Raw genomic sequence first — 19,336 nt, forward strand, 5'->3', positions numbered from 1 at the left:
GAATGTGATCAGGGCGAGGCAAAGGTACGTTCGGTAAATGGGTTACGATAGAGGGCGTCGCGGCCGGGGACGCGACAAGCGGGACGGTTTCGGAGAAGAAAGTTTCGACCCGTTCTCGGAGAGCGGTTCGTCGTCTTTTGGCGGCGGTGATCGATTCGGCGGTGGTGGCGGCGACCGTTTCGGCGGTGGCGGCGGCGGCGATCGCTATAGTGGCGGCGGCGGCGGCGGCGGCGGTTTCCGCGGCGGCAGCAGTGGCGGTGGCGGTGGCTTCCGCGGCGGCGCCAGCGGCGGTCCGCGCGGCCCGGGTGGCGGCGGCGGTGCCGGCGGCGGTGATCGCATGCCGGCCCAGGTCGTCGGCACGGGCAAGGGCAAGGTCAAGTTCTTCAACGGCCAGAAGGGTTTCGGCTTCATCCAGCGCGATGAAGGCGGCGAGGACGTGTTCGTCCACATCAGCCAGGTCGAGCGGGCGGGCCTGGAAGGCCTCGCCGAAGGCCAGGAACTGCAGTTCAACCTCGTCGATCGCGGCGGGAAAGTCTCGGCTGCAGACCTGCAGGTCGTGGGTGACGTGATCGAGGTGGCGCCGCGCGCGCCGCAGCGTTCGCTGACCGGCGAGAAGGCCAGCGGCACGGTCAAGTTCTTCAACGCGATGAAGGGCTTCGGCTTCATTACCCGCGACGACGGCAAGGACGATGCGTTCGTCCACATCAGCGCCGTCGAGCGTTCGGGTATTTCCGCGATCAACGAAGGCGACCGGTTCGAATTCGATCTCGAGGTCGATCGACGAGGCAAGTACTCGGCGGTCAACCTTGTGCCCGTTCAGGGCTGACCGGCCGGCCCCAGATCCGGGTGTCTGATCCGGCCGGGGCAACAGGCATAAACGGTTGCAGATGGCGGTCCGCAAGGGCCGCCATTTGTCGTTCACCCAGTCATCGAATTCGTTTCAAAGTCAGGATCAAGCCATGTCGATCACGCCTCTCATGCCCGTCTATCCCCGGTGCGGGGTCCGGCCGGTGCGCGGCGAACATTGCCACCTGATCGACGAGGACGGCACGCGCTATCTCGATTTCGCGGCCGGCATCGCGGTCAACCTCCTTGGCCACAGCCACGAAGGGCTGATCGGCGCGATCCAGCGCCAGGCGGCAACGCTGATGCATGTCTCGAACCTCTATGGGAGCCCGCAGGGCGAGGCGCTGGCCCAGCGGCTGGTCGACCTGACGTTCGCCGACACCGTGTTCTTCACCAATTCGGGTGCCGAGGCGGTGGAGTGCGCGATCAAGACCGCGCGGGCCTATCACCAGCATGTCGGCAACGACGAGAAGTTCGAACTGATCACCTTCAGGAACGCCTTCCACGGGCGCACGATGGCCACGATCAGCGCCTCGAACCAGGAGAAGATGCACAAGGGCTTCAGCCCGCTGCTGCCCGGTTTCAAGTACGTCGATTTCGACGACCTCGAAGGCGTGAAGGCGGCGATGGGGCCGAACACCGCAGGGTTCCTGGTCGAGCCGATCCAGGGCGAAGGCGGCATCCGCACGGGGAGCGAGGCGTTCCTGACCGGCCTGCGCCAGCTCGCCGACGCGAACGACCTGATGCTGGTGTTCGACGAGGTGCAGTGCGGCGTCGCGCGGACCGGCACGATGTTCTTCTACGAGCAACTGGGCTTCGCACCCGACATCATGGCCGTGGCCAAGGGCATCGGCGGCGGGTTCCCGCTGGGCGCCTGCCTCGCGACCGAAAAGGCGGCGCGCGGGATGGGTCTGGGCACCCACGGCTCGACCTATGGCGGCAATCCTCTGGCCATGGCGGCGGGCATGGCGGTGCTGGGTGCCGTCGCGAACGACGAATTTCTCGCATCGGTGCGGGAGAAGGGGGAGCGGCTGCGCTCGCGGCTGGAGCAGTTCATCGGCAATTATCCCGAGCTGTTCGAGGGCGTGCGGGGCAAGGGCCTGATGCTGGGTCTGCGGATGAAGGCCGAGCCGCGGCCGTTCATGGTGCATCTGCGCGACGACCATCAGCTGCTGACGGTGGCCGCGGGCGACCAGACGCTGCGGCTGCTGCCTCCGCTGGTGATCGGCGACGCCGAGATCGATGAATTCTTCGACAAGCTTTCGGCGGGCGCCGCAAGCTACCGGCCGGAGGATTGACGATGGCGACGCGGCATTTCCTGGATCTCTCGGACGCCGGCGGCGATGCCATCGCGGCGATGATCAACGACGCGCAGGACCGCAAGGCCGCGCGCCTCGCATGGCCGAAGGGGCGGGCCGACGGCGACGCGCCGCTCGCGGGCCATGTGCTGGGGATGATCTTCGAAAAGAACTCGACGCGCACCCGCGTGAGCTTCGACATCGCCATGCGCCAGCTGGGCGGAACGACGCTGGTCCTCGATGCGGGTACCAGCCAGATCGGGCGAGGGGAGTCGATCGCCGACACGGCGCGCGTGCTTAGCCGCATGGTCGACGCGATCATGATCCGCACCGACGATCACGAGAAACTTCTCGAGATGGCGCGCCATGCCACGGTGCCGGTGATCAACGGCCTGACCGACCGCTCGCACCCGTGCCAGATCGTCGCCGATCTGCTCACGGTCATCGAGCACGGCAAGGCCCTGCCGGGGCTGGAGGTCGCCTGGCTGGGAGATGGCAACAACGTGCTGCATTCGGTCCTCGAGGCGGCGGCGCTGATGAAGTTCAATGTCCGCGTGGGAAGCCCGGAGGGCTACGATCCCGATCCGCAGTTCACGGCGTTGGCACGCGAAGCCGGCGCGCGCGTTACGGTCACCCGCGATGCCGCCGAGGCGGTGGCCGGCGCCGATATCGTGGTGACCGACACCTGGGTTTCGATGGGGCAGGATCACACGCACAACAAGCTGGCGGCGATGGCGCCCTACCAGGTCAACGAAGCCCTGATGGCCGCCGCCAAGCCGGACGCCCGGTTCCTCCACTGCCTGCCGGCGCATGTGGGCGAGGAAGTGAGCGAGAGCGTGTTCGAGGGGCCTCAGTCGGTCGTGTTCGACGAGGCCGAGAACCGCATCCACGCGCAGAAATCGATCCTGCTGTGGTGCTTCGACCGGCTTTGACGCCCCGGCCTTCAATCGCGCCGATGCGGTCCCATATGGGCGGGCGATGAGCGAAGAAAACGATAGCGAAGCCGAAACGGGCTTCGACCGGGTGCTGCAATTCACCTTGCCGGACCGTCACGCGCGGGGCCGCACGGTGCGCCTCGGGCCCGTACTGGAAGATATCCTGGCGGCCCACGATTACCCGCCGGTGCTGCGGCATCTGCTGGGAGAGGCGCTGGTCCTGACGGCGCTGATGGGCTCGCTGCTGAAGGACGACGGCAGCCAGCTGACGGTGCAGGCCCAGGCGGAAGAGGGGATCGTCAGCTTGCTGGTGTGCGATTATCGTTCGGGCGAGCTGCGCGGTTACGCCCGGCACGATGCCGAGCGGCTGGCGGAACTGGGCAGCAATCCGACGCTCGAACAGTTGTTCGGCGGGGGCCACCTGGCGATCACCTTCGACCTCGCGGCGGGCAACCAGCGATATCAGGGTATCGTGCCGCTCGAAGGCCAGTCGCTGGCGCAGGCGGTCGAAAGCTATTTCGGCCAGAGCGAACAGGTGCCCACGATGATCCGTGCCGCGGTGCGTGCAGGGCACGGCGGGTGCATCGCGGCGGGTTTCCTGGTGCAGCATCTGGCGGAAGGCGAGGAAGGGCGCGAGCGGCTCCACGTGCGGATGGATCATCCGGAGTGGGAGCATGTGTCGGTGCTCGCCGGCAGCATGACCGAAGGCGAGCTGGTCGACCCGGCGCTGACACTTGAGGCTCTCGTCTGGCGGCTGTTCCACGAGGAGCGCGAAATCCGCGTGACGACCGGCCAGCCGCTGAGCCGCGGTTGCCGCTGCTCGGTGGTCCACTTCGAGGAAGTGCTGGCGCGTTTCCCAAAGGAAGACCGGCTGGACATGCGCGACGAGCAGGGAATCATTCGCGTCGATTGCGCCTTCTGTTCGCGCGAGTTCCAGATCGAAGACTAGCTTGCGGGAAATGCCCCGGGCGCTTAGCCACCGCGCATGGCGGGCGGGCTGAACTTGGCGGGGAAGGGGCGCGGCGCGGTCGTGCTGCTGTCGGGCGGCCTCGATTCGATGGTCGTTGCCGGGCTTGCCCGTGAAGCCGGCTTCGCGATCCACGCCCTGACCATCGATTACAACCAGCGGCATCGGCGTGAGATCGAGGCGGCGCGGCTGATTGCCGGCAATCTCGGCGTGGCGCGGCACGTGATCCTGCCGCTCGACCTGCGCCAGTTCGGCGGGTCCGCCCTGACCGCCGATATCGCCGTGCCCAAGGGCGGGGTGGGCGAGGACATTCCGGTGACCTACGTGCCGGCGCGCAATCTCATCTTCCTAGCGCTGACCGCAGGCTTTGCCGAAGCGTCGGGGTCGAGCGACATCTTCATCGGCGTCAACGCGCTCGATTACTCGGGTTATCCCGATTGCCGCCCGGAATTCATCGCCAGCTTCGCCGAAACCGCGCGCCTCGGGACCAAGGCCGGGGTGGAAGGACGGCCGTTCGCGATCCACGCCCCGCTGCAACACATGGGCAAGGCCGAGATCGCCGCCGAGGCCGCGCGGCTCGGGCTCGATCCGGGCTGGAGCTGGTCGTGCTACGATCCAACGCCAGACGGCCAGGCCTGCGGACTGTGCGATTCATGCCGTCTGCGGCTGAAGGGCTTTGCCGATGCCGGTCTCGAGGATGCGCTCGACTACGCGGAGCGCGCGGCGTGACCGACGAGACCGAGAAGGCCCCGGCCTATAGCTGGTATGCCCTCGGCGTCCTTTTCCTGGTCTACCTGTTCAATTTCGTCGACCGGCAGATCCTTTCGATCCTGGCCAACGACATCAAGGCCGACCTCGGGCTCGACGATGCCCAGCTCGGCTTTCTCTACGGCACCGCCTTCGCCATCTTCTATGCGTTGTTCGGCATTCCGCTCGGCCGGCTGGCCGACAACTGGAGCCGCACCAAGCTGCTCGCGCTCGGCCTCACGCTCTGGTCGAGCATGACGGCGCTGTCCGGCTTCGCCAAGAATCTCGGCGTGCTGACGGTGGCGCGGATCGGCGTGGGCGTGGGGGAGGCTTCGTCGGCGCCGGTCGGCTATTCGCTCGTGTCGGACTACTTTCCGGCGCGCATGCGCGGCACGGCGCAGGGGATCTTTTCCGCGGGGCTGTTCACCGGCAGCGGACTTTCGCTGCTGATCGGCGGGCTCATCGTGGCGGAGTGGAACCGGCGGTTCCCCGGCGGAGGGCCGCTCGGGCTCAAGGGCTGGCAGGCGGCTTTCGTCATCGTCGGCCTGCCCGGGCTGCTGCTCGCGCTCTGGGTGCTGACCTTGCGCGAGCCCCAGCGCGGCCTGCGCGACGGCGCACCGAGCGAGGGCGCCGGGCGGCCCTTCGCGCGCTTTTTCGACGACGTGACCCAGCTCGTCCCCCCGTTCACGCTGATCGGCGCGGCGCGCGCCGGTTCTCCGGCCTTGCTGCGCAACCTGGCGGTCGCCGCTGGGCTCGCGCTGCTTGCCTGGGTGCTGTCGCGGGCCACGGGCAACAACCAGCAGTTCTGGTTCTGGGTGACCGGGCTCTATGCCGTCGCGAGCTGGGCTGCGCATTTGCGCCGGACCGACACCGAGGCGTTCGGGCTGACCTTCGGCTCGCCCGCCTTCATGGGCATCGTCGTCACCTACGGGACGATCTGCTTCCTGGGATATGTCGTCAGCTACTGGGCGGCGCCCTATGCCGAGCGGACCTTTGCGCTGAGCAAGCCGGAGCTCGGCGTCCTGATCGGTGCGCCCAACGCGCTGGGCGGATTCCTCGGCGTCATCATGGGCGGCCGCTTGGCCGACTATCTCCATCAGCGCACAAAAGCCGGCAGGCCGCTGGTTTTCCTGGTCGCGCTGCTGGGATCGATTCCGGTCTTCCTGCTGGCCTACACCACCACCGACCTGAACACATTCCTGGTCTGCAACTTCCTCTCGCAGTTCGTCACGTCGTCGGCGCTCGGGGCGGGCGCGGCGGCGACGCAGTCGCTCGTCCTGCCCCGCATGCGCGGCGTGGCGACGGCGATCTACCTCTTGGGCGCCACGTTGATCGGGCTGTCGCTCGGCCCATTCACAGCCGGGTTCATATCCGAGCGGACGGGAAGCCTCGGCGCCGGGGTGCTCGCGTCGCTGGCCATCATTCCGCTGGGGCTGGCGGCGCTGGCGGTCACCGCGCGCACGATGTCCGCCGCGCTCGCTCGCCTGCCTGTTCGCGCGACCTAGTTGGTGCGGATGACGGTCACGGGCCTGACCACGCCGCAGGCCAGCCTGTCACCGGAATCGCCCGAGGGATCGGTGCGGTAATCGTCCGCCTTGGCATGGACGACCACGGCGGTGCCGTCGCCGTCGAAGATCGCCGAACTTACCGCCGCGCTCTCGCCCTTCAGGGTGGCACTGACCGTGCCCGCTCCGCTAGCGCCGATCGTCACGTTGGGCAGATCGCCCAGATGCGCGCCTTGCGGGTTCTCGCTGCCGTGCTGGTGGCCCGTGGGATTGAGATGCCCCCCGGCCGAGGTGAAGCCGGGCGCCACGCACGATCCGACCATGTGCAGGTGCACGCCGTGCACGCCCGGGGTCAGGCCAACCAGGCCGATCGTGACGTTCATTTCGCTGCCGCTGCGATAGAGCTGCGCGGTTCCGGCGGGCTGGCCGTTGGCGAGCGTCAGCGTCGCCTCACCGATCCGTTCGCTCGGTAGCTGCGGAAGGCTCTCGCACCCGGCGAGCGCGGTTCCGACAAGGGCGATGGAAGCGATGGCGGCGTAGTTCATGGGCGGACTCCTGCTGTGTACCGCTATCATAACGCATCTTTGCCGCCGAAGGTCCGCAATCAGTCCTCCGCACGGATTCCTGCCTCGAGGAGCGCGGCGATCAGCCCGGACAGCGCGGCGCGAACTTCGGCATCGACCGTCGTCCCGCCCGTCGGCAGATCGGGTGCGGCGGGGCGCTGCCAACCGTCGCGGTAGAGCAGGATCTGGCCGCTCGAGGCATCGAACAGCCGCATCCCGTCGCGCGGGGCAAGGAACAGCCAGGTACCGGCCTGCCATGCGGCCAGCTTGCCCTCTTCGCCGGTCCACGCACCTTCGGCATCCTCGCCGACGATCCATGTCTCCCCGTCCGCCGGGGCCGCCGGGGGAATGGTCGCAGTACCCTCGCAAGCCGCATGCAGCAGGGCATCGGCCAGCACGTGGGCTTCGTTGACGGTGAACTCTTTCTGGGCCTGCCCGGCGAAAAGCAGGGGGACATTCATCGGCCGCGCCGTCGGCGCCGGGCGGGGCGGGGCCGTCGTTGCCGCGCAGGTGGGCCAGCAGCTCCATCTCCAGGTTGTCGTAGCCTTCGGCCAGCGCGGCATACCAGCGGGCCGCGAACTCGGAGTCGGTGCGGCGCGCGGCATAAACGGTCGCGGTGGTGAGCTGGGCCTCCTGCGCCGCGGCCGCGACGTTGGAGGTCTCGGCCAGCCGGGTGAGGAACAGCTCGAGCTTGCTCGCGGTCTTGCGCGGGGCCCGGATCGCGGGCACGCCCTTCTTGCGCGGCATCGCCCGCGCTGCCTCGAGCTCGGCGGCGAAGCGCGCATCGCGCCTGGCATGGGCGGCGATCGTGGTGCGGTGGATGCCGGCCACATTGGCCGCGGCCGCCAGGCTTTCTCCCGCCCGCACCGCATCCAGCACGGCCTTTTCCCACGCCCGCGGCAGACCTTCGGCTTTCATGACAACCCCCTTTCCAAGTGCGCCAACGCGAGCGGGGCGGTTTCCCCATCGGAAAACCGCCCCGCCGGCGAATCGCAATCTGTCCATCTTCGGCTTGTCTAACCAAAGAGCGTCACGATGTCAATATAAAAGTGCCATATCGGTTATTTCAAACCGCTTGCCGTGGTTCTCCGGCTCGCCTAGTCCGCGCGGTAGCGAGTGGACGAAGGGCGGGTCGCCGATGCTGCGCAGGCTGTACGACTGGACGATGGAAAAGGCGGCGCACCGCCATGCCGAAGGCTGGCTGGCGGCCTTTGCCTTCGTGGAAGCGAGCTTCTTTCCCATTCCGCCCCATCCGCTGCTGGGGCTGATGTGCCTGGCCGAACCGAAGAAGGCGATCCGCTTCGCGGTGATCGCCACGCTGGCCTCGGTCGCCGGCGGCCTGCTCGGCTACGCGATCGGCTGGGGGCTGTACGATACCGTCGGCAAGCAGTTGCTTGGCGCGCTGGGCCTGACCGACAGCTTCCCGCCGGCCGCCTGCTACCTGCGCGAATACGGCGCGGAGATCATCATGATCAAGGGCGCGACGCCGATCCCCTTCAAGCTGCTGACCATCACCGCCGGGTTCATCGGCATGAACCTCGTGACCTTCATCCTGGCCAGCATCGTCAGCCGCTCGATCAGCTTCATGATCGTGGGCGTGCTGTTCCGCCTGTTCGGCGCCCCGATCAAGCGCTTCATCGACAAGTACCTGACCCTGGTGACGATCGGCTTCGTGGTGCTGGTGGTCGGCGGGTTCATCCTGGCGACCCAGCTGACCGGCGGGGGCGATGCCACCACCGACCGCTGCGCCGGGGCCACGATGGAAAGCCTGGGCCTGACCTAGCGGCCCTGCGCCAGCCGCGCGCCGGCCAGGATCGCCTCGGCCACCGGGTCCTTCATCCGCAGGCGCAGCGATGCCTCCGCCTCGCGCGCCGCCCCCGCGGCATCGCCCTGCGCCAGCAGCACCGCGGCCAAGTCGCGGCGGATCGGATACCAGAACGCCGGCGGATCGGTGAAGTCGTTGAAGCTCTTGGTCTCCTCGATCTCGGCCGCCGCGCGATAGGACCGGGCCGCGTCGTCGAGCTTGCCTTCGAGCCGCGCGGCGCGGCCTTCCAGGACATGACGCAGGATGCCCAGCATCTGTTCGGCCGGCTTCACGCCCGCCGCCTTGGGATCCTCGGCGATCTTGGCGGGGATCGCCGCCGCCTCGGCCCGCACGCCCGCCGCATCGCCGTTCCACGCCGCCGCCTCGCCGCGGGCGAAGCGCCAGGCGGCCTTGAGGTAGGGCTGCTCCGGCTCCTCCAGCGTGCGCACCGCGCCAGGGTCGAACCGGGCGAAGGCGAAATAGCCCGAGGCCATCAGCAATTGTCCGATGGCGGAGGACTTGCGCGGCATGTCCTTGCGCGTGGCCGAGGCGATGAGCGGCCGGGCCAGTTCGAGCGCAATGGCCGAATTGCCCGCCATCAGCGCGCCGCCCAGGCCGTAGATCACGTTGTGCGCGTGATAGGGCAGGTCGAACGCCCCGTGCTCGCCGGTCATGCCCATGCGATGCGCGTTGTCGTTGCCGATATGCACGGCGCGCCAGTTGGTCTGCGCGGCATCCTCGTAGCGGCCGACCCAGTACCAGGTGTGCGCCGGCATGTGCACCAGATGGCTGGCGGCGGGCGCCAGCGCGGCGAGCCGGTCGGCATAGGGCACGGCGCGCGCGGGCAGCCCGGCGACCTCGGTGGCGTGGATGTAGAAGTGGATCGCCGGGGTGTGGTCTGGCGCGCGGGCCAGCACCGTCTCGAGCAGCGGGAGGGTCGCGCGCACTTCGGCCAGGACGGCCTCTTCCCGCTCGGGCGCATAGCCGTTGAAGGCGTCGACCAGCATCGCGTCCACCGTCAGCACGGCGATCTCGTTGTCCTCGGGCCAGCGCTTCTGCACGCTCTGCATCGCCAGCGCATAGGCCTTGTCGCGGGCGTCGGTGTCGCCGGGGCGGAAGCGCTGGGCCAGGGCCGCGGTGAGCGCCTTCTCCTTCGCCGTGCCGCTGCGGCCGGCGATCCGCGCGGCCTCGCGCACCATCGGGTAGAGCTCCGCCCGCTCGCCCGCGTCGGTGCCGAAGTTGATCGTCGGCCCGGTGACCAGCGCCTGACCCCATTTGCACATCGCGCAGGCCGGATCGAGGCGCACCGCCTCCTTCATCGCCGCGACCGCGGCGCTGTGGGCGAACGCCGCGCCCAATTCGAGCCCGTTGGAGAAAAACGCCTGCGCCTCGGGCACCGAGGTGGTCACGGCGAAGCCGCCGTCGCCGTATCCGGGGAGCAGCACGGTCTTTTCCGCCACCGGGCGGTTTTCGTGCCGGTGCTCTTCCGAAGCGGAGACCAGGTCGGCCGCGTGGTCGGCGGCCTCGGCGGTTACCGGGCGATCCTGCGCCACGGCCGGCTGCGCGGCCAGTCCTTGGGCCAGGGCCAGGGCGAAAACCAGAGCCGTCGACGTTCGCATGTGCGTCCTCCCCCCTCGGAGCGCCGCGGTCAGATGATTCCCACGCTCTTGCCCGCGCGTTCGAACATCCCCAGGATCGTTTCCACCTCTTCCTCGGTGTGCTCGGCGCACAGCGAGCAGCGCAGCAGCGTCATGTTGGCGGGCGTCGCCGGCGGGCGGGCCAGGTTGACGTAGAGCCCTTCCTTCAACAGCGCCTCCCACATCGCCGCGCCACGTTCGAGGTCGGGCATGATGACCGCCACGATCGCACTCTGCGGCACCTCGGTGCCGAGCTGGAAGCCCAGGCCCTTGAGCCCGCCGTGCAGGCGCTTGGAATTTTCCCACAGGTGCGCCCGCTTGTTCGACCCGTGCATCAGCTTGCGGATGCTGGTCGCGGCGGTCGCCACCACGCTGGGCGGTAGGCTGGCGGTGAAGACGTAGGGCCGGCAGACCAGCCGCAGGATCTCGAACTTCGGGTGGTTCGAGGTGCAGAAGCCGCCGACCGTGCCCACGCTCTTGGAGAAGGTGCCGATCACGAAGTCCACGTCGTCGAGCACGCCCTGGTCCTCGGCCACGCCGCGCCCGTTGGGGCCGATGAAGCCCATCGAATGCGCCTCGTCGACCAGCACCATCGCGCCGTGCTTCTTGGCGACGGCGATCATTTCCCGCAGCGGCGCGACGTCGCCCAGCATCGAATAGACGCCTTCGAGCACGACCAGCTTGCCGGCCCCTTCCGGGATGCGGCCGAGCCGCTTGTCGAGCGCTTCGATGTCGTTGTGCTTGAAGGGCACGATCTCGGCATTGCCGAGCGCGCAGCCGTCCCAGATGGAGGCGTGGCTGTCGATGTCGAGCACCACGTAGTCGCCCTTGCCGGCGATCGTGCTGATGATGCCGAGGTTGGCCTGGTAGCCGGTGCTGAACACCATGGCGTGGTCCATGCCGTAGAACTCGCGCAGCGCTTCCTCGACCTCCTTGTGGCCCTGGTAGGTGCCGTTGAGCACGCGGCTGCCGGTGGTGCCCGACCCGAAGTTGTCGAGCGCGTCCTTGCCGGCCTGGATCACGTCGGGGTCGAACGTCATCCCCATGTAGTTGTAGGTGCCCAGCAGGATCGTGTCGCGCCCGTTGCAGATCGCCCGGGTGGGGGAGAGGACCTTCTCCATCACCAGGTTGAACGGATCTTCCAGCCCGCTCGCCAGCAGGTCGGAGCGCTGCTTGATCAGCGGGTCGAACTTGCTGAACAGGTCGGTCTTGTTGCCTTCGGGCGCAGCCGGCTGGTCGGGCTGGTCGGGCTGGCTGATGCCTTCGCTCATGGCCGGCTCAGCCGTCCGCCAGCTTGCACACGGCATCGATCAGCTGGCCCCAGGTCTCGATTTCGGCCTGCTGGTTCATGCTGATGATGATGTCGAATTCGTCCTCGATCGCGGCGACGAAATCCATCACCGTCAGGCTGTCGAATTCCAGGTCACCGGCAAAGGTGGTGCTCTCGTCGATCGGCACGCCCTTCTTGTTGAAGGGCTCGATCAGGGTGCGGATGCGGGTGTCGACGTCGGTTCGTTCCATGACGCCGCACAAGCGTCCAAGGGCCGCCAATGTCAAGCGTGGAGGGCGCGCGCACCCTGCCGCAGGGCCTGCCGTTCGAGCAGCCCGCGAACCGCGGTCATGAACGGGCCGATGCTGACCGGTTTGGCCAGATAGCCTTCCGCCCCGACCTGGCGGATCCGCTCCTCGTCGCCCTTGCCGGCATAGGCCGTCACGGCGAGCACGGGGATTTCGCGCAGGATCACGTCGCGCTTGAGCCCGGCGATGATGTCGAGCCCCGAAACGTTGGCCAGCTGGATATCCATGATGACGAGATTGGGCACGAAGGCCCGGGCGCGTTCCAGCGCGCTTTCGCCGTCCGCGACCGGCTCGACCGAAAAGCCGCCCGCCTGCAGCACGTCGCAGAAAAGTTTCCGATTCAGGTCGTTGTCCTCGACAACGAGTATCCGTTTCGTCATTGCGCCCCCGACGGCTGCCTCACTTCCCCAAGGAGGCCTGTGGATAACTTGTACCCCCATGTGCAGATGCTGACAAACCCCAATTCCGATTCAGCTTTGCCGGACCCGGCAAGTGTTGCTTTGCAGGCACTCGCCTGGGTGCTGGCGGACGATCGCAGGGCGCAGCGTTTTCTAGATCTGACCGGCCTGACGCCCGACGAACTGCGCAGCGGGATCGGCTCGCGCGAGATCCAGGCATCGGTGCTCGACTATCTCGCCGCGCACGAGCCGGACCTGGTCGCGGCGGCCGAAGCGCTGGGCATCGCGCCCGAATCGATCGTCGCCGCGCAGCGGAACCTCGCCCGATGAGCCGCCCGCTGGTGGTGACCGACTGCGACGAGGTGCTGCTGCACATGGTCCGCCATTTCCGCGACTGGCTGGGCCAGGAACACGGGATCGATTTCGCGCTGGAGGGCAATCCCTTCGCGCAGGAGGTCCGCTACAGGGCTGGCGGCACGGTCGACCCGGCGGAACTGTGGCGGCTGCTCGACCTGTTCTTCGACACCGAGATGGACCGCCAGACCCAGATCGAGGGCGCGGCCAACGCGCTGGGCGAACTGGCCCGGGAGGTCGACGTGGTCGTGCTGACCAACCTGTCGGACCGCTTCGGTCAGATGCGGACCGATCAGCTGCGCGCGCACGGCATCGAGACGCGCGTCTTCACCAACCAGGGCCCGAAGGGCGCGGCGCTGCGCCGGATCGTTTCCGAGCATGGCGCCGAGCGTGCGGTCTTTATCGACGATCTCGCCGTCCATCACGCCAGCGCGCGCGAGGTGATCCCCGGCGTCGCCACGCTGCACTTCTGCGGCGAGCCGGCCATTGCCTCGCACATTCCCTGCGCGCACAGCGCGGGCCACGCCGACGCGCGGATCGACACCTGGGCCGAGGCCTTGCCCTGGCTCCTCGAAACATTGCATGGGAAGTAACGCATGAGCATCGCCGCACGCCTGGCCGAACTGGGTATCGAACTGCCCACGCCCGCCGCCCCCGTCGCCAGCTACGTCCCGGTCGTGATCGCCGGGACCATGGCCCATGTCTCGGGCCAGTTGCCGTTTCTGGACGGCAAGCTGGTGACCGGCCGGCTGGGCGAAGATGTCGACCTCGAGCTCGGCACCCGGTGCGCCCGCGCCTGCGGGCTGATGATCCTGGCCCAGTTGCAGCAGGCGCTGGGATCGCTCGACCGGGTGGAGCGGATCGTGAAGCTGGGCGGGTTCGTCAATTCCGCCGGCACGTTCACCGACCAGCCCAAGGTGGTCAACGGCTGTTCCGACCTGATGGTCGACGTCTTCGGCGACGCGGGCCGCCATGCCCGCAGCGCCGTGGGTGTTCCGGTGCTTCCGCTGGGCGCGGCGGTCGAGGTCGACGCGATCGTGAGCATCCTGGCGTGAGCATCCTGGCGTGAGTCTTGGTTCTGCCTGATCCCGACCCCGACCCCGCCGCTGCGCGGGCCGGCTGGCTCAGGGACTGGGCCTATGCCCACCGCGGGCTGCATTCCGGCGGGGTGGCGGAAAATTCCATGTCTGCCTTCGCCGCGGCGATCGCCGCGGGCATGGGCATCGAATGCGACGTCCAGGTAACGGGTGACGGCCGGGCGATGGTGTTCCACGACTGGGAGCTCGACCGCCTGACCCGCGAGACGGGCCCGGTCGCTGGCCTGACCGCCGAGCAGCTCGCACGGATCGGCATCGGCGACGGGACCGACCGCATCCCCACGCTGCGCGACGTGCTGGGGTTGGTTCACGGGCGCGTGCCCCTGCTGGTCGAGATCAAGTCGAAGAAGGGCCGGGCGCCGGTGCCGCTGTGCCTTGCGGTCAAGCGCGACCTCGAGGGGTACCGCGGCAAGGTCGCGGTGATGAGCTTCGATCCGCGCGTCTCCGCCTGGTTCCGCACATATGCGCCCGATGTCGTGCGCGGCCTGGTGGTGACCGAGGAGAACGCCCGCACCCTGACCGGGGCGCTGCGCCGCCGCCAGTTCCTGCACATCGCAAAGCCCGATTTCCTGGCCTACGACGTGCGCGACCTGCCGAGCAGTTTTGCCGCCCGCCAGCGCGACCGCGGGATGCCGGTGCTGACCTGGACCGTGAGTTCGCGCGCGCTCCACGCGGTCGCGCTGGAGCACGCGGATGCCCCGATCGCGGAAGGCGACGGGGTGGCGATCGAACCGTACGAGCAGGAACGGTGAGGGGCACCGGCCGAAAGCCTGCGCGCGTGACGGGGCGCCGCCGCGCCTCGCCGTCGCGGCCCGTCCAGCGCTAGGCGACGCGATGGCCGACGGCGATCTCATCGCGAAAGTGGCGCCCTCCGTTGGGTCGATCCCGGCGGCCGACTGGGATGCGCTGGCGGGGCCGGACAATCCCTTCGTCAGCCACGCCTTCCTGACCGCGCTCGAGGATTCGGGCAGCGTTGGGCACGGCACCGGCTGGAGCCCGGCCCCCCTGCTGATCGAGGATGCGCGCGGCCGCCTGCTCGGCGCCGCGCCGGCCTACCTCAAGAGCCACTCGCAGGGCGAATACGTGTTCGACCACGCCTGGGCCGACGCGTGGGAGCGCGCGGGCGGGCGCTATTATCCCAAGCTGCAGATCGCCGCGCCGTTCACCCCGGCGACCGGGCCGCGCCTGCTGATCGCCCCCGACGCGCCGGAAGCGGCCGTAGGGCCGATGCTGCTCCGGGCGGCCGAGGCCCTGTGCGCCCAGCACGGCCTGTCGGGCGCCCATGCGACCTTCATCGAGCCCGCCCAGCGCGGCCTGTTCGAACAGGGCGGATGGCTGCTGCGCAACGACATCCAGTTCCACTGGGAGAACTGTGGCTACGCCAGCTTCGAGGATTTCCTCGCCGCGCTTGCGTCGCGCAAGCGCAAGGACCTGCGCAAGGAGCGGGCCAAGGCGCAGGAAGGCGTCACGATCCGCCACCTGACCGGGGCCGAGATCCGCCCCGAGCACTGGGATGCCTTCTGGGAATTCTATCAGGACACCGGGGCGCGTAAGTGGGGCCACCCCTACCTGACGCGGGCGGCGTTCGACCTGTTCGGCGAGCGGATGGGGGACAAGGTCCTGCTGATCCTGGCCGAGATGGACGGGCAAGCCATCGCCGGCGCGCTCAACTTCATCGGCGGGGACGCGCTCTACGGCAGGTACTGGGGCTGCACCTGGGACAAGCCGTTCCTGCATTTTGAGCTATGCTATTACCAGGCGATCGACGCGGCGATCTCGCGCGGGCTGAGCCGGGTCGAGGCGGGGGCGCAGGGCGGGCACAAGCTGGCCCGCGGATATGCCCCGGTGCGGACCTGGTCGGCCCACTGGCTGGCCGATGCAGGGTTCCGCGAGGCGGTGGAGGATTTCCTGGAGCGCGAACGCCAGGGCATCGCGAACGACAGCCTCTACCTGTCCGGCAAGACGCCTTACCGGAAAGGCTAGGACCGCTCAGGCGGCGCGGCGGACTCCATTGCAAAGCCATTCGCGCGCGCGGCGCTGGGCTTCGGCGATCTCGCGGGCGGTCATCTCGTCGGAGATGTCGGCGCGGCACCAGGCGGCTTCCTCGTGGCCCTTGGAGGCCGCCAGGTTGAACCACTTGTGCGCCTCGATCATGTCGCACGGCGCGCCGTTGCTGCCGGTCGAGAACGCCACGCCCAGGTCGAAATAGGCACTGGTGTCGCCCTGCGCCGCGGCGGCAAGGCATTTGGCCAGCAAGAGATTGACGACCGTGTCGTCCAGCCGGCGAACTTCTGCGAACCCTTCGATCCTGGTCAGTTCCATGATCTACCCCCTGTTGGCGCCCGGCCCCTCGCCGTGCGTTTTTCCTGCAGTGAGGTTGAGCAGGCTCGCGTTAAAAAAATGGTTAACGGCGCGGCAAATACTTTCAACGCTGCCTTTACCATCGCCTGCCAGAACGTTCGGGCAAGCTTAATGAATCCAACTCTAAGTCAGCCGGGATTGCCGCTTGTGCGGCTGACGGGCTGCCCTTATAGGCCGCGCCAGCCGGGCGCTGCCCGGACATCTGGGGCCGAGCCGACAGACGTGAAGCGGCAGGCGCCGGAAGATCTGGATACTTGTTCGGAGTGCATTGCGGATGGCGTCTGTTCTTGGTGACGACATCGACATTCTCGCGAAGGCCAAGCGCGCCTTGCCGCGCGATTATGCGCCCAGCGACGCCGAAGAATACATGTCCAAGGAACAGCTGAACTACTTCCGCGTGCTCCTGCTCGAATGGAAGAAGTCGATCCTCACCGCATCGGAATTCACGCTGCAGTCGCTGCAGGACGGCCCGATCCGCGAACCCGACATGAACGACCGCGCCTCGAGCGAGACCGACTGGGGCATCGAGCTGCGCACCCGCGACCGCCAGCGCAAGCTCATCGCCAAGATCGATTCGGCCCTGCGCCGGCTCGACGACGGCGAATATGGCTGGTGCGAAGTGACCGGCGAGCCGATCGGCATCAACCGCCTGATCGCCCGCCCGATCGCCACCATGACCGTGGAGGCCCAGCAGGCCCACGAGCGCCGCGAGAAGGTCTCGCGCGACAACTGACCCGTTTCGGGACAGGTCGGCTAATTTCCGCACGGCGTTAAAGGCTCGATAACCAGGTTTTGCGACAGACCTGGGGGGTCAGACGCGCGCAGTCGCGGCCGCAGGGCCGCCGAACGCGCAGGATTTATGGAACCGAGCCTATGAGCAACGTCGAAACACGCCAGGTCGATCGCGACAGCCTCCTGCTGATGGCGGAGGTGCGCGTCGACGGCGGCGACACGCGGCAGCAGGTCAAGGTGCGCAACCTCTCGGCCGGCGGGATGATGGCCGAGGGCGCGATGCGCGTCGCGCGCGGATCGCTGGTCGTGGTCACCTTGCGCAACATCGGCGACGTCGAGGGTTCGGTCGCCTGGGTGCAAGACAACCGCATCGGCATCGCCTTCGTCGAGGAAATCGACCCCAAGCTGGCCCGCGCGCCGGTCGGGACCGTCTCGGCGGTCCACACCCCGCGGTTCGTGCGCAATCCGGCCATGCCGGTCGACCAGGTGCGCCTGCGCAAGATCTGACCTTTCGCCCGCTCGGCGGGCGCCCTAGAGCGGCTGGGTGACCGGCCGGTTCCTCCTTCCGCTCCTTGCCGCCCCGCTGGCCCTGGCGCTGGCCGGATGCGGCTCGGGCACCGATGGCCCCCTTGGCATCGCCGTTATCGACGAGCCGAACGAACTGTTTTCCACCGGGCTGCGACTGTCCGAAGGCGGGCAGGTGGTGCGCGGCGCGACCGGCGCTGGGCTGGTCGGGCTCAACGCACAAGGGGAGATCGTGCCCGGCCTGGCCGACCGCTGGATCGTGGCCGACGAGGGCCGCAGCTACATCTTCCGCCTGCGCGACGGCACCTGGCCCGACGGTGAGCCGCTGACCGGGCAGAGCGCGCGCGCCGCGCTGCAGCGGGTCATGCGCGAGCTACGCGGCACGTCGCTGGGGCTTGATCTCGCGCCGGTGGAGGAAGTGCGGGCCATGGCGGGCCGGGTCATCGAAATCCGCCTGCGCAGCCCCATGCCGCAGTTCCTGCGCCTCGTCGCCCAGCCCGAGCTGGCGCTGACGCACGGCGGCTTCCCCTCCGGCCCGATGGTGCTCGAACGCGAAGGCGAGCGGGCGGAACTGAAGTTCAAGCCGCCCGCCGCGCGCGGCCTGCCGGACGAAGAGAACTGGCAGGAGTATGTCCGCCCTCTCGCGCTGTTCGCCTACGGGCCGCAGGCCGCGGTCACCGCGTTCGAGGAAGGGGCGATCGACGTCGTGCTCGGCGGGCGGCTGGGCAGCTGGCCGCTGGCCGACCCCGGCCCGCTGTCGCGCGGGACGCGGCGGCTCGACCCGGCGATCGGCCTGTTCGGGCTGCGGGTGCGGCGCGAGGAAGGCTTGCTGGCCCAGCCGCAGACCCGCGAGGCGCTGTCCATGGCGATCGACCGCGCGGCCCTGCTGGCGCCGTTCAACATCGGCGGCTGGCTGCCGACCACGCGGATCGCCCCTGTCCCGGTCGCGGGCGAGGAGGCGACCGAGCGGTGGGAGGGGATCGCAATCGAGGCGCTGCGGCAGGAAGCCGCCAACCGCGTCGCTGCCTGGCGCGGGGGGGTGGGCGAGGGCGCGCCCGCCGTCCTGACGGTGGAGCTGAGCAACCTGCCCGGCCACGCCGCGCTGTTCAACGGGCTGGCCGAGCAATGGGCGCAGATCGGCGTCACCCTGCGGCGGGTCTCGCCGGGCGAGCCGGCCGACCTCGTGCTGATCGACCGGGTGGCCCGCTACGGCGATCCGCGCTGGTTCCTCAACCAGTTCAACTGCACCCTGGGGCGCGGCGCCTGCTCGCGCGAGGCCGACGCCGAGGTGCGCATCGCCATGACGACCGAGGACGCGCAGGAACGCGCCGACGCGCTCGCCCGGGCCGAGGCGATCCTCACCGCCGACAATGTCTTCATCCCGCTCGCCCAGCCGCTGCGCTGGTCGCTGGTGCGCGGCACCGTGGAAGGCTATGCCGCCAACCCGTGGGCCTGGCATCCCTTGCCGGACATGGCGACGTTACCCAGATAACGCCGGGATCGTCCGATCCCGATTCAGGAGGGCTGCCGATGGAACCCGTTGATATGTCTTCCCCGCAGCGGCGCCCGCCGCGCCCGCTGCCGATGGGCATCAGCATCCCGACCGCCAACGACCCGGCCAGCGTGCGCCAGCGGATTGAGGCGATGGAAAAGCTGCTCGAGAACGTGTTTCACGTGCCCGTGATCGGCCGCGTCGGGCTCGATTCGCTGATCGGCCTGATCCCGGTCGCGGGCGACGTGGTGACCGCGGCGATGGGCGCTTACCTGGTGTGGGAAGCCCGCAACCTCGGCATGCCGAAATGGAAGCTGTGGCGCATGGCCGGCAACATCGCCTTCGACAGCGCGGTCGGCGCGATTCCGGTGGCGGGCGACCTGTTCGACCTGGCCTTCCGGTCGAACAGCAAGAACCTGCGCATCGTGAAGGCTCACCTCGACAAGCACCACCCGGCCACCAAGGTCATCGAGGGGTAGTTTCACCCGAGACGTTCG

Annotated in this window: 23 protein-coding genes; 16 read left to right on the forward strand and 7 right to left on the reverse strand. The window is 68.6% G+C overall.

What is annotated here, in order from left to right; translation table 11 throughout:
• Positions 1–37 precede the first annotated feature (37 nt).
• From ACWPMZ_RS00760 to ACWPMZ_RS00785, 6 genes are all read left to right on the forward strand, one after another.
• Positions 38–826 carry a cold-shock protein gene (locus tag ACWPMZ_RS00760; protein ID WP_455702125.1) on the forward strand — a complete coding sequence of 263 codons (789 nt, stop codon included), beginning with the start codon at positions 38–40 and terminating at the stop codon, positions 824–826.
• A gap of 133 nt (positions 827–959) precedes the next feature.
• The gene (locus ACWPMZ_RS00765) at positions 960–2,144 is read left to right on the forward strand and encodes an acetylornithine transaminase (protein ID WP_455702126.1); all 1,185 of its coding nucleotides are present in this window, start codon (positions 960–962) and stop codon (positions 2,142–2,144) included.
• A 2-nt stretch (positions 2,145–2,146) separates the two neighbouring features.
• The gene (argF, locus tag ACWPMZ_RS00770) at positions 2,147–3,076 is read left to right on the forward strand and encodes an ornithine carbamoyltransferase (RefSeq protein ID WP_455702127.1); all 930 of its coding nucleotides are present in this window, start codon (positions 2,147–2,149) and stop codon (positions 3,074–3,076) included.
• Positions 3,077–3,122: 46 nt separating this feature from the next.
• Positions 3,123–4,028 carry an Hsp33 family molecular chaperone HslO gene (gene hslO, locus ACWPMZ_RS00775; RefSeq protein WP_455702128.1) on the forward strand — a complete coding sequence of 302 codons (906 nt, stop codon included), beginning with the start codon at positions 3,123–3,125 and terminating at the stop codon, positions 4,026–4,028.
• Positions 4,029–4,064: 36 nt separating this feature from the next.
• Positions 4,065–4,775, forward strand: a complete 711-nt coding sequence (gene queC / locus ACWPMZ_RS00780; protein ID WP_455702129.1) for a 7-cyano-7-deazaguanine synthase QueC — start codon at positions 4,065–4,067, stop codon at positions 4,773–4,775.
• Positions 4,772–6,298 carry a spinster family MFS transporter gene (locus ACWPMZ_RS00785; RefSeq protein ID WP_455702130.1) on the forward strand — a complete coding sequence of 509 codons (1,527 nt, stop codon included), beginning with the start codon at positions 4,772–4,774 and terminating at the stop codon, positions 6,296–6,298. Before queC ends, ACWPMZ_RS00785 begins: the two co-directional genes overlap by 4 nt.
• On the opposite strand, the gene ACWPMZ_RS00790 is transcribed toward ACWPMZ_RS00785, so the two are convergent.
• Together ACWPMZ_RS00790 and ACWPMZ_RS00795 are read right to left on the reverse strand one after the other, a co-directional pair.
• On the reverse strand, positions 6,295–6,843 hold the full coding sequence (locus ACWPMZ_RS00790; RefSeq protein WP_455702131.1) for a superoxide dismutase family protein: 549 nt from the start codon (positions 6,841–6,843) through the stop codon (positions 6,295–6,297). The genes ACWPMZ_RS00785 and ACWPMZ_RS00790 overlap by 4 nt on opposite strands.
• Positions 6,844–6,902: 59 nt before the next feature.
• Positions 6,903–7,322: a DUF2793 domain-containing protein gene (locus ACWPMZ_RS00795; RefSeq protein WP_455702132.1), complete on the reverse strand. Its 420-nt coding sequence runs from the start codon at positions 7,320–7,322 to the stop codon at positions 6,903–6,905.
• 677 nt (positions 7,323–7,999) lie between these two features.
• On the opposite strand from ACWPMZ_RS00795, the gene ACWPMZ_RS00800 reads away from it, so the two are divergent.
• Positions 8,000–8,644 carry a YqaA family protein gene (locus ACWPMZ_RS00800; protein WP_455702133.1) on the forward strand — a complete coding sequence of 215 codons (645 nt, stop codon included), beginning with the start codon at positions 8,000–8,002 and terminating at the stop codon, positions 8,642–8,644.
• Here the strand turns inward: ACWPMZ_RS00800 and ACWPMZ_RS00805 are convergent.
• The 4 genes from ACWPMZ_RS00805 to ACWPMZ_RS00820 are packed head-to-tail and all read right to left on the reverse strand — an operon-like array spanning position 8,641 to position 12,260.
• Positions 8,641–10,284, reverse strand: a complete 1,644-nt coding sequence (locus ACWPMZ_RS00805; protein ID WP_455702134.1) for a hypothetical protein — start codon at positions 10,282–10,284, stop codon at positions 8,641–8,643. The genes ACWPMZ_RS00800 and ACWPMZ_RS00805 overlap by 4 nt on opposite strands.
• Before the next feature lie 29 nt (positions 10,285–10,313).
• Positions 10,314–11,573, reverse strand: coding sequence for a serine palmitoyltransferase (spt, locus tag ACWPMZ_RS00810; protein ID WP_455702135.1), 1,260 nt, complete (start codon positions 11,571–11,573; stop codon positions 10,314–10,316).
• 7 nt (positions 11,574–11,580) lie between these two features.
• Positions 11,581–11,823, reverse strand: a complete 243-nt coding sequence (locus tag ACWPMZ_RS00815) for an acyl carrier protein (RefSeq protein ID WP_455702136.1) — start codon at positions 11,821–11,823, stop codon at positions 11,581–11,583.
• A 32-nt stretch (positions 11,824–11,855) separates the two neighbouring features.
• Entirely contained in the window at positions 11,856–12,260 is a 405-nt protein-coding gene (locus ACWPMZ_RS00820) for a response regulator (RefSeq protein WP_455702137.1), read from the reverse strand.
• A gap of 39 nt (positions 12,261–12,299) precedes the next feature.
• Here ACWPMZ_RS00820 and ACWPMZ_RS00825 point away from each other — a divergent pair, with 39 nt between their 5' ends.
• The 5 genes from ACWPMZ_RS00825 to ACWPMZ_RS00845 all read left to right on the forward strand — a co-directional run bounded on the left by ACWPMZ_RS00825 (position 12,300) and on the right by ACWPMZ_RS00845 (position 15,712).
• Positions 12,300–12,608 (forward strand): DUF3572 domain-containing protein, encoded by a 309-nt coding sequence (locus ACWPMZ_RS00825; RefSeq protein ID WP_455702138.1) that lies wholly within the window; start codon positions 12,300–12,302, stop codon positions 12,606–12,608.
• On the forward strand, positions 12,605–13,225 hold the full coding sequence (locus ACWPMZ_RS00830; RefSeq protein WP_455702139.1) for an HAD family hydrolase: 621 nt from the start codon (positions 12,605–12,607) through the stop codon (positions 13,223–13,225). Before ACWPMZ_RS00825 ends, ACWPMZ_RS00830 begins: the two co-directional genes overlap by 4 nt.
• A 3-nt stretch (positions 13,226–13,228) precedes the next feature.
• Positions 13,229–13,687 (forward strand): RidA family protein, encoded by a 459-nt coding sequence (locus tag ACWPMZ_RS00835; RefSeq protein ID WP_455702140.1) that lies wholly within the window; start codon positions 13,229–13,231, stop codon positions 13,685–13,687.
• 17 nt (positions 13,688–13,704) lie between these two features.
• The gene (locus ACWPMZ_RS00840) at positions 13,705–14,481 is read left to right on the forward strand and encodes a glycerophosphodiester phosphodiesterase family protein (protein WP_455702141.1); all 777 of its coding nucleotides are present in this window, start codon (positions 13,705–13,707) and stop codon (positions 14,479–14,481) included.
• Between the two features lie 82 nt (positions 14,482–14,563).
• Positions 14,564–15,712, forward strand: coding sequence for a GNAT family N-acetyltransferase (locus tag ACWPMZ_RS00845; protein ID WP_455702142.1), 1,149 nt, complete (start codon positions 14,564–14,566; stop codon positions 15,710–15,712).
• 6 nt (positions 15,713–15,718) lie between these two features.
• Here ACWPMZ_RS00845 and ACWPMZ_RS00850 read toward each other — a convergent pair whose 3' ends face one another.
• Positions 15,719–16,051, reverse strand: a complete 333-nt coding sequence (locus tag ACWPMZ_RS00850) for a hypothetical protein (RefSeq protein WP_455702143.1) — start codon at positions 16,049–16,051, stop codon at positions 15,719–15,721.
• A gap of 313 nt (positions 16,052–16,364) precedes the next feature.
• Here ACWPMZ_RS00850 and dksA point away from each other — a divergent pair, with 313 nt between their 5' ends.
• The 4 genes from dksA (at position 16,365) to ACWPMZ_RS00870 (ending at position 19,318) form a co-directional block, all read left to right on the forward strand.
• Positions 16,365–16,823, forward strand: coding sequence for an RNA polymerase-binding protein DksA (gene dksA / locus ACWPMZ_RS00855; protein ID WP_455702144.1), 459 nt, complete (start codon positions 16,365–16,367; stop codon positions 16,821–16,823).
• 140 nt (positions 16,824–16,963) lie between these two features.
• Entirely contained in the window at positions 16,964–17,329 is a 366-nt protein-coding gene (locus ACWPMZ_RS00860; protein WP_455702145.1) for a PilZ domain-containing protein, read from the forward strand.
• A gap of 37 nt (positions 17,330–17,366) precedes the next feature.
• The gene (locus ACWPMZ_RS00865) at positions 17,367–18,839 is read left to right on the forward strand and encodes an ABC transporter substrate-binding protein (RefSeq protein WP_455702146.1); all 1,473 of its coding nucleotides are present in this window, start codon (positions 17,367–17,369) and stop codon (positions 18,837–18,839) included.
• Between the two features lie 38 nt (positions 18,840–18,877).
• Positions 18,878–19,318 carry a DUF4112 domain-containing protein gene (locus tag ACWPMZ_RS00870; protein WP_455702147.1) on the forward strand — a complete coding sequence of 147 codons (441 nt, stop codon included), beginning with the start codon at positions 18,878–18,880 and terminating at the stop codon, positions 19,316–19,318.
• Positions 19,319–19,336: the final 18 nt, after the last annotated feature.

Source organism: Tsuneonella sp. HG222 (genome assembly GCF_053819185.1).

What these genes read in the sequence shown, in the direction of transcription:
- ACWPMZ_RS00795 (WP_455702132.1), bottom strand. Translation starts at nt 7,322, where the DNA reads ATGAATGTCCCCCTGCTTTTCGCCGGGCAGGCCCAGAAAGAGTTCACC.
- ACWPMZ_RS00830 (WP_455702139.1), top strand. Translation starts at nt 12,605, where the DNA reads ATGAGCCGCCCGCTGGTGGTGACCGACTGCGACGAGGTGCTGCTGCAC.
- ACWPMZ_RS00835 (WP_455702140.1), top strand. Translation starts at nt 13,229, where the DNA reads ATGAGCATCGCCGCACGCCTGGCCGAACTGGGTATCGAACTGCCCACG.
- ACWPMZ_RS00820 (WP_455702137.1), bottom strand. Translation starts at nt 12,260, where the DNA reads ATGACGAAACGGATACTCGTTGTCGAGGACAACGACCTGAATCGGAAA.
- ACWPMZ_RS00870 (WP_455702147.1), top strand. Translation starts at nt 18,878, where the DNA reads ATGGAACCCGTTGATATGTCTTCCCCGCAGCGGCGCCCGCCGCGCCCG.
- ACWPMZ_RS00805 (WP_455702134.1), bottom strand. Translation starts at nt 10,284, where the DNA reads ATGCGAACGTCGACGGCTCTGGTTTTCGCCCTGGCCCTGGCCCAAGGA.
- ACWPMZ_RS00760 (WP_455702125.1), top strand. Translation starts at nt 38, where the DNA reads ATGGGTTACGATAGAGGGCGTCGCGGCCGGGGACGCGACAAGCGGGAC.
- ACWPMZ_RS00800 (WP_455702133.1), top strand. Translation starts at nt 8,000, where the DNA reads ATGCTGCGCAGGCTGTACGACTGGACGATGGAAAAGGCGGCGCACCGC.
- ACWPMZ_RS00790 (WP_455702131.1), bottom strand. Translation starts at nt 6,843, where the DNA reads ATGAACTACGCCGCCATCGCTTCCATCGCCCTTGTCGGAACCGCGCTC.
- ACWPMZ_RS00850 (WP_455702143.1), bottom strand. Translation starts at nt 16,051, where the DNA reads ATGGAACTGACCAGGATCGAAGGGTTCGCAGAAGTTCGCCGGCTGGAC.
- ACWPMZ_RS00765 (WP_455702126.1), top strand. Translation starts at nt 960, where the DNA reads ATGTCGATCACGCCTCTCATGCCCGTCTATCCCCGGTGCGGGGTCCGG.
- queC (WP_455702129.1), top strand. Translation starts at nt 4,065, where the DNA reads ATGGCGGGCGGGCTGAACTTGGCGGGGAAGGGGCGCGGCGCGGTCGTG.
- ACWPMZ_RS00860 (WP_455702145.1), top strand. Translation starts at nt 16,964, where the DNA reads ATGAGCAACGTCGAAACACGCCAGGTCGATCGCGACAGCCTCCTGCTG.
- dksA (WP_455702144.1), top strand. Translation starts at nt 16,365, where the DNA reads ATGGCGTCTGTTCTTGGTGACGACATCGACATTCTCGCGAAGGCCAAG.
- argF (WP_455702127.1), top strand. Translation starts at nt 2,147, where the DNA reads ATGGCGACGCGGCATTTCCTGGATCTCTCGGACGCCGGCGGCGATGCC.
- hslO (WP_455702128.1), top strand. Translation starts at nt 3,123, where the DNA reads ATGAGCGAAGAAAACGATAGCGAAGCCGAAACGGGCTTCGACCGGGTG.
- spt (WP_455702135.1), bottom strand. Translation starts at nt 11,573, where the DNA reads ATGAGCGAAGGCATCAGCCAGCCCGACCAGCCCGACCAGCCGGCTGCG.
- ACWPMZ_RS00815 (WP_455702136.1), bottom strand. Translation starts at nt 11,823, where the DNA reads ATGGAACGAACCGACGTCGACACCCGCATCCGCACCCTGATCGAGCCC.
- ACWPMZ_RS00845 (WP_455702142.1), top strand. Translation starts at nt 14,564, where the DNA reads ATGGCCGACGGCGATCTCATCGCGAAAGTGGCGCCCTCCGTTGGGTCG.